Origin of the sequence: Scandinavium sp., from assembly GCF_051650185.1 — a bacterium.
Taxonomy (GTDB): Bacteria; Pseudomonadota; Gammaproteobacteria; order Enterobacterales; family Enterobacteriaceae; genus Scandinavium.
In genome coordinates, this window is record NZ_JBOFIN010000003.1 from 1 (window position 1) to 6730 (window position 6730).

The 6730-nt window shown below is 54.1% G+C and carries 10 protein-coding genes and 1 pseudogene; 1 reads left to right on the forward strand and 10 read right to left on the reverse strand.

The features are described from left to right. Window positions 1–82 (forward strand): hypothetical protein (locus tag ACRCWW_RS00420; protein ID WP_259293634.1); only part of this gene is annotated, 82 nt, incomplete at its 5' end. Window positions 83–122: 40 nt separating this feature from the next. Here ACRCWW_RS00420 and ACRCWW_RS00425 read toward each other — a convergent pair. The 10 genes and pseudogenes from ACRCWW_RS00425 to ACRCWW_RS00470 all read right to left on the reverse strand — a co-directional run. Next, complete coding sequence (locus tag ACRCWW_RS00425) at window positions 123–2855, reverse strand: DUF927 domain-containing protein (RefSeq protein ID WP_438680635.1); 2733 nt, start codon at window positions 2853–2855, stop codon at window positions 123–125. Continuing rightward, the gene (locus ACRCWW_RS00430) at window positions 2848–3180 is read right to left on the reverse strand and encodes a hypothetical protein (RefSeq protein ID WP_126313475.1); all 333 of its coding nucleotides are present in this window, start codon (window positions 3178–3180) and stop codon (window positions 2848–2850) included. Before ACRCWW_RS00430 ends, ACRCWW_RS00425 begins: the two co-directional genes overlap by 8 nt. 9 nt (window positions 3181–3189) lie before the next feature. After that, a complete protein-coding gene (locus ACRCWW_RS00435; protein WP_033144716.1) occupies window positions 3190–3816 on the reverse strand; it encodes a hypothetical protein in 627 nt (208 codons plus the stop codon). Window positions 3817–3832: 16 nt separating this feature from the next. Next, window positions 3833–4024, reverse strand: coding sequence for a hypothetical protein (locus tag ACRCWW_RS00440; RefSeq protein WP_228041911.1), 192 nt, complete (start codon window positions 4022–4024; stop codon window positions 3833–3835). Continuing rightward, on the reverse strand, window positions 4021–4740 hold the full coding sequence (locus ACRCWW_RS00445; RefSeq protein ID WP_438680636.1) for a host cell division inhibitor Icd-like protein: 720 nt from the start codon (window positions 4738–4740) through the stop codon (window positions 4021–4023). Before ACRCWW_RS00445 ends, ACRCWW_RS00440 begins: the two co-directional genes overlap by 4 nt. After that, window positions 4733–5575, reverse strand: a complete 843-nt coding sequence (locus ACRCWW_RS00450) for an antA/AntB antirepressor family protein (protein WP_033144713.1) — start codon at window positions 5573–5575, stop codon at window positions 4733–4735. Before ACRCWW_RS00450 ends, ACRCWW_RS00445 begins: the two co-directional genes overlap by 8 nt. A gap of 13 nt (window positions 5576–5588) precedes the next feature. Next, entirely contained in the window at window positions 5589–6023 is a 435-nt protein-coding gene (locus ACRCWW_RS00455; RefSeq protein WP_126313473.1) for a hypothetical protein, read from the reverse strand. Then, window positions 6023–6223: a helix-turn-helix transcriptional regulator gene (locus tag ACRCWW_RS00460; RefSeq protein WP_033144711.1), complete on the reverse strand. Its 201-nt coding sequence runs from the start codon at window positions 6221–6223 to the stop codon at window positions 6023–6025. Before ACRCWW_RS00460 ends, ACRCWW_RS00455 begins: the two co-directional genes overlap by 1 nt. Before the next feature lie 119 nt (window positions 6224–6342). Beyond that, the gene (locus ACRCWW_RS00465; protein ID WP_438680637.1) at window positions 6343–6639 is read right to left on the reverse strand and encodes a hypothetical protein; all 297 of its coding nucleotides are present in this window, start codon (window positions 6637–6639) and stop codon (window positions 6343–6345) included. Then, window positions 6620–6730: pseudogene (locus ACRCWW_RS00470) on the reverse strand (IS630 family transposase); the annotation flags it as partial. The gene ACRCWW_RS00465 and the pseudogene ACRCWW_RS00470, both read right to left, overlap by 20 nt.

The window sequence follows — 6730 nt, forward strand, 5'->3', positions numbered from 1 at the left end:
GGTTGCGGAGGCAATGGCCATGGTGCGAGCGCTGAACAAAATGACGAAAGCAGGTATGCCAGAAAGCGTGCGTATTGCCTGAAAACACAACCTGCTTCGGGGAGACTTACCCGAAATCTGATTTATTCAACAAAGCCGACGTAAACGTTAATCTGTCGCCCGTCGATACGCGGTGATTTACGCTGATAACCACGCCCGCTAGATGGAGGTTTTAGCATCCCGGCATTTTTCAGAACTTCGGCGAACTGCGTCGGATTAAAGTTCTGCGCGATCTCCTTCTCGAATGCGCCGCGAAAGGTGTAGAAGATTACAGGGTCGCTGTCGTGGTTCCCCTTCTGACGATACCCCGCCAGATCCTTAACGGGCATGTCAGCAGAACTGTAGGGGAACGGCGCGAAACGGCTGAATCCATACGCATTAAGAAACGCCTCAGTCTGCTCGATGATCTGCTGGTGCTCTTTGTTGCCGGTGCCGAACTCCCGCAGCCAGGCGTTGTAGCTGTGCTGTATCGCATCACGACACGTCTGAGCATCCCATCCGGTGACAACTTCACCTAACAGCAATGCCGCCTCCAAAATGGCAAAGCGGGCGGCCACGCGGTGAACCTGCTCGCCATAGTCGGCAGGAATAAGGCTACGCCAACGGGCCTCACACTCGCGCACGGTATCAATCGCCTGCTGCTGGTGGTCTGCCAGCCACCTGATCCACCCCCGCCCGGCAGCGCCGTGATGGCGCTGGTAAGCATCTTTCAGCGCGTCGGCATGGTGTTTGCCGTTCTGGTGGTCGTGGAAGCGTACCGCCTTACTGAGCGGGATATTCAGCAGGCGCACCAGTTGCCCGGCTTTGGTCTTGCGTCCTGCGGTGGCGATGAAGGTTTCTAAGTCCATTTCTCCGGTACTGATCGCCACGGTGCGCCAGCGTTTTAAATCCCGGTTGCCGCCTTCCTTCGCCCCCTGTAATTTCCCCACGCCGTTAAACAGCGCGTAAGCAGACTGTGACACGCTTACCGGGTCTGCCCCTTGTCCGACTTCATCCAGTGGCATCAGACCGTCATTGTGGGCTGCGGCTTCGTTCGCCAGCCCCAGCGCAGTGCCGTACCACGTCAGGCGTAGTAAGTCCGGGTTGCCGTATAAGCTACTCGCCACGTTTGCCGTGGTGGTTTTACCCGCGCTCGACTGTTCATAGAAGTGAATGCCGAACCCGTCAGCGCCAGCCAGCCCGATTAACGGTGCTGCCAGTGCGGCGGCAATGCCTGTCATCATCGCGTAGTTACCGTATGCCAGCCGCGCAACACTCTTACGCCAGCTCTCTGAGGTTCCCGCAACTGTGTACCCGGCAGCAGCAGAACTGCGACCACTGAATAAAACAGGATGCTCAGGTGTGCCGATTATCTCCCCGTCCGGCATGATGTATGCCCCACACTGCCAGCCAGTAGCGTGAGCAACACGCCACAATTCACGCGAGCCGCTACGCTGTAGCCAGTCAGCCAGAATCGCCCGCAAGCTGCTTTTGGTGGTGACGTTAACCCCGCCCGCTTTCATGGTTCGCCAGCCTTCACGCTCGCCAATATCAGCCAGGGGGATAGCCGCTGTTGTCGGTATGCCTGCGCCAAAGGCCAGCCAGCGCAGTATCAGATACTGATCCTTATCGTCCCGCCCGGTGCCAATAACGTCCATCGGTGAGGCTAGCCAGCTTTCATTGTTGATAATCTCGCCGCTTTCCTTGTCCACCTTAGGCGTGATCCAGTAAACGCCATCTTTGCGGCTCTCAATGCGGGGTTTTAGCGGGTCTTTCTCTGGCTGGTCAGTTTTACCGCCCTCAATGGCCTGTAGTTGTGGTTTCACGCATTCCCCCTGCGGCTGGTACATCGAATCATTAAACGCAGCCGTAGCGACTTCCAGCCCGTGTTGATGGTGGTAGTCGTTCCAGTCAGCTTTGTAGTCTGTCGGCGGCACGGCAACATAGCCCGCCACGGCAGAAGCGGCTTTCTCCGCCCGTTCAGTGCCAGTATTGGGCTTGTCATCCAGTCGGTCGTTATCAGCGGCAATGATGATCTGCGCCTGTGGGTACTGCTGGCGCATAAACTCCGCCACTGGCAGCAGGTTGCCAGCATCAATGGCGCATACTGTCAGTGCGTCAGGCCGCATCAGGTGAGTAGATAAAGTCGTTGCCAGCCCTTCGGCAATGATCACCTTCTGCGGCTGTCCCGGTGCGTTAACGGCGTGATATGCCCCACGCTTTGCTGAACCTGTCAGGAGTCGTTTTTCACCCTGCGGAGTGATGGTCTGCGCCGCCACCACTGCGCCTGATTCATCCACCAGCGGCAGGAGTAACGAACCATCGGACATAACCGGGTAATTGAACCCGGTCAGCCCTTTTGATTGCAGGTAATCAGATTCGCCCTGTGTGACGTTCTGGCGCATTCCGGCATACAGACGGGTAAACGTTGCCCTTCGCTGCTCTGCGTCCTCTGCTGCCTGTTGCTGGCGCTCCTGCTCACGCTGCTGGCGGTCAGCCTCCAGTTGCTCCCTTCTCTGGCTCGCTGCCGCCGGGTCGGTTTGCTCTACCCGGTAATCAATACCCAGCACATCAGCGGCAAGCAGTGCCGCCTCCGTGGTGTCGCAGTTGTTCACCTTCTTAATCAGGTCTAAGCCGTCGCCTGCGCCGCACTGGTTACAGATAAAGCTACCGCGACCGTTGTCGTCGAACCGGAAGCGATCCGTACCGCCACATGCAGGGCAGGGAGCATGGCGGCGTGATGAATCAGGCACGTTGATAGACAGGCCTGCCAGCACATAAGGCCAGTTACCAGCGGCGGCGGCGGTCACTTCGCGGATAAGGTCGATATTACGCATGGTTGCCTCCTGCCACGGTCGCGCCCATATCATTAATCATGCTTTGCCATATCTCGCGCCCGGTATCAGTCAGGCCATCAGCATTGACGCATTTCTCCAGCATGGTGATCCCGACGCTTTCCCACTGAGGGTATGTCTCTTTGAGCGCTTCGAGCGCGTAACCATCAATAAGCTGGCGCGTGCCATTGACGCCGCCCACCAGTTCCACACGGATTTGCTGGCCTGCCGCGTCAACCATGAAGTAATTGATAGCCGTGATGTTGTTGTAAAGTGCCTCCGCGTACTGGTTCGCCAGCGCATTCAGTCGGAAGTTTTTGGTAATCATGTCGCCCCCTCAGTGCGCCGCTGGCATTTCAGGCCAGCCGTTTTCATCCAGATCGGCAATGAAGTAATCGTGTAGCTCTGCCAGCGTTTCACGCCCGAACGGGGTCAGCTCTCCGCGTTCCGCATCCAGCATGGCGCGGTAGAACAAAATGGCGTTCTCTGTTCCCTGATCAACACCATAGCGCTCAATAATTGCGCCCTCGATGTTGTTCGCCATCGCTAGCCGTTCAGCAAACGGGTAAACCACCATGCCCGCATTACCATTGGAGTAAATCGCCACCTGCGATGTTGTGCCGTCAGCCTCAGTGACGGCGGTTGTGCCGTTCTCACGCTTCATTTCGGCAACGAAACAGGCCGCAATCAGCCAGCGCCACATAGTGACGTTATGCTGCGCGGTGAAGTCGAACCAGCCACGCGCCCCGCCGTCAGCCACTGCAAAATGCAGGGCAAATCCTTCACAGGGCTTATTGTCATACTCACCCGCATCCAGACGTACTACAGCTTTTCCGTAGTTGATAAGAGCAACATGCTCATACATCCCGGCATCGTTGCGGGTCATGATATTGACGCCGTGCGGTGTGGCTTCGGCGTGGAATAAGTCGGGATTTCCCGATTTAAAGGTCAGTACGTTGCTCATGCTTTATCCCGCGCTTTTAAGTCCATGCCAGCCAATTCATCCTCTGCGAATCCATCAATTCGGGGATACCATCCAGAAGGGAAATGATTGCGCCAATTAAGTTAGCTGTGCCGCTATCGTTTTTATTCGTCGCTTCAAGCCAGAGAGACAGGACTTCCTGCGCCTGTTGGATACGGCAGGTTGAATCGGCCAGGGATACTTTGCTCATGCTGCCACCTCCAGACGGATACGGCCTGCAAAGAAACAGACGTGATCCCGCGCCAGAGTGCGGCGGGCTTCGCGCTCAGTTTCAGCAGCAATGTGATGGATTTTGGCGGTAATTGTCGGCATATCGCGGCGAACGGCTGCGATTAACCAGATGAATCGCGGATTTTGGGTAGGGGTAGTAGCCAGCATAGCGGCAGCCTCCTTGATCTGTGGAATATATCCACCACCGAAGAGACCAATCTTGTTGGTGGTGGACTGCGCAGAGTTGGTCTTACCGGTGATCAAGGAACCCGGCGCTTCCGAAGAAGCCCCCGCGCAGCCCACCATAATTTTGTGAGCGACACGGATTATACCCGCATCGTTGAAAAAGAGGTGTACTGAGCTAACGACACAAAAAAAGACGCTAGGCGCGTCGTGTATCGCCTTAATCATTTCCGGGAGACCAATCCCGGCACCAGATTTTGCTGGTGCGCTATAACCATAAACCGGGTTGGCGATAGTCGGCAAGCCCTTTTTTATGGACTCCAGAAACTCACCTTCGCGCACGCGCGTACTGGTCTCGAAACTCTCCTCGTCACCACGACGAGAAAATGAGGAGCTGGCATTAGCTGGCACTGTTATGCCAGCTTTACCCTCATCCGCGTACGCGATCCCGCGCAAGGCATACATCAGGCCAGCCAGGGGAAAGACTTTATTCTGGACGGCGGCATTAAGCATGATTAGCCCCCAGATGTTTAGCTAACCAGCGCTGAGAAAGGCGGATTAGCTCGGCTTTACGCTGGTCATATCCCATACCCATATCAATCAGCGTAATGTTGGTACTCTCCAGGTAGGTGAGGTGTTCCAGTTGCCCGGCGTTCATGCTGTCGCGTGGTTCGCCAGTAATGCTATTCGCCTGCGCCCACTGCTTCGCCGTCATGCCACCCAAAACAATGCGGGCGATCATGTTGCTCTCATTGCTGTAGTGGCGAGCCTGCGTCTGTTTACCCTGCTCTGCGCGGGCGCTTTCCAGTGCTACGCACATCGGTTTAAACAGGCTGGCGGCACCGATACGGGCTTTGAGCTGACGGCGATACTGAGCGGCAATCTCTGGCACGCTGCGCTGTAGGGCTTCTTCACACTGAATAAAGTAACGGCGAACGGCGCGACCTTGTTCGTTTCGCTCAACCATTGCCAGTTCTTTAGCCATTCCCAGAGAAAGGCCATAATCTTTACTGCGACGGTCGCCGCCACGCTTTGTCACCCATCCGGGGCTACACTGTTCAAAATTTGAACTTTGATTCCTGAAATCTGAGGAATCAAAAACCACGTAATCAGCACTCAGGCTAAAGCCATATTCATCAATGCGTAGTTTGATCCAGGTTGAAAAGTCGTTACCTACTCCAAGCGCTTTATGCAGTGCCTTAGCGCTAACAATACTGGCCTCACGCCCGCCAATTTGACCGGAAATAACGGGGACAATCGCGGCAAAGTCATTATTGCTATGTTCGCCTTGGCAAGTGTTGGATTGTGGGGCGGCCTCCGAATTGAATCGGCTTTTTTCGATAGTCATGTTTTCGGCTCCGTTATGCGGCGTTAAACGCGTTCGGGTAGAGGTTCAGAATGTCAGTAATATCCTGCTGAGATAACCCGTGATGTTCATTAATGGCGGCATTATGGTTCACAAGTTGGATCACCTTGAGAACGTCGCCACGGCAAGAAAAGCGGTAGCGCAGGTGTGCGCCGATACCATCCGGGTTTTTCTCGTCGATACGCTCTAGTTGAATATCAAGCTGGCGCTCCAACTCAGACGCATAATTACGCCCGGATGAAAGACGGCAATAGCGCAGGATGTCATTCTCTGTCCATCCCTCTACACCAGTGCGCAGCATATAGACGCGGGCGCGGTGCTTCTTTGGGATACGCTTAGTTACTTGTACAGGGCTGGTGATCGGCGTAATATCAGACGTGCGAATATCTGAGTTAGCCGCCTGCTGTACGGGGCGGTTTTTCTTTTCCATTACGCCACCTCGCCACGTGACTCAGTGATGCGCTGATTAATCCATTCGTCAATTTCACTTTCAATAAAAGCGATAGAGCGGGAACCAATTTTAATTGCTGCGGGGAAACGTTTCTCGCTCATAAGGCGATATAACCACGCCTTACTATAGCCAGTACGCTTTTGTACTTCATGAAAACGAATTAGAGACGGTTGTGACATGTAACCCCCAGTTTAACTGATGCGCCCTTGTTAGACGCTGATAGACAACGGGTGAAGGTTACCTTTGTAGATATCACGACTTCGGAATATTCCAACACACTCCTGGAATATTCCACTTTTCATTTCTTATCGAGATCGACGCCTCGTAGCCATTTGTCGATGGTTTTTCCTGATGGAAGTTTAAGCCCGAGCGTATCAAAATCCTTATTGATTTCACTTTGACTGTTATCAAAGTGCTTTCGGGGGTTGTTTATAACATCTTCATCTTTATAACAAAGATAAAGCAATGATTTAATCAGTTTAGCCATCGACGTTAATGTTTTATTTCCAACACTTTCCGTTACGACATTTTTAATCCGGGCAGATTCATCAGCTAAATAGCTGCGCCTAATACCGCTACACTTTTGCCTGACCATGTTTTCCTCCGGGGAATGGGCTGACTGTTTCCATAAAATGGTGAACTTTTCTCAGCAGCTGCCACATTGTCCGGCACTGATGGTTTCGGGT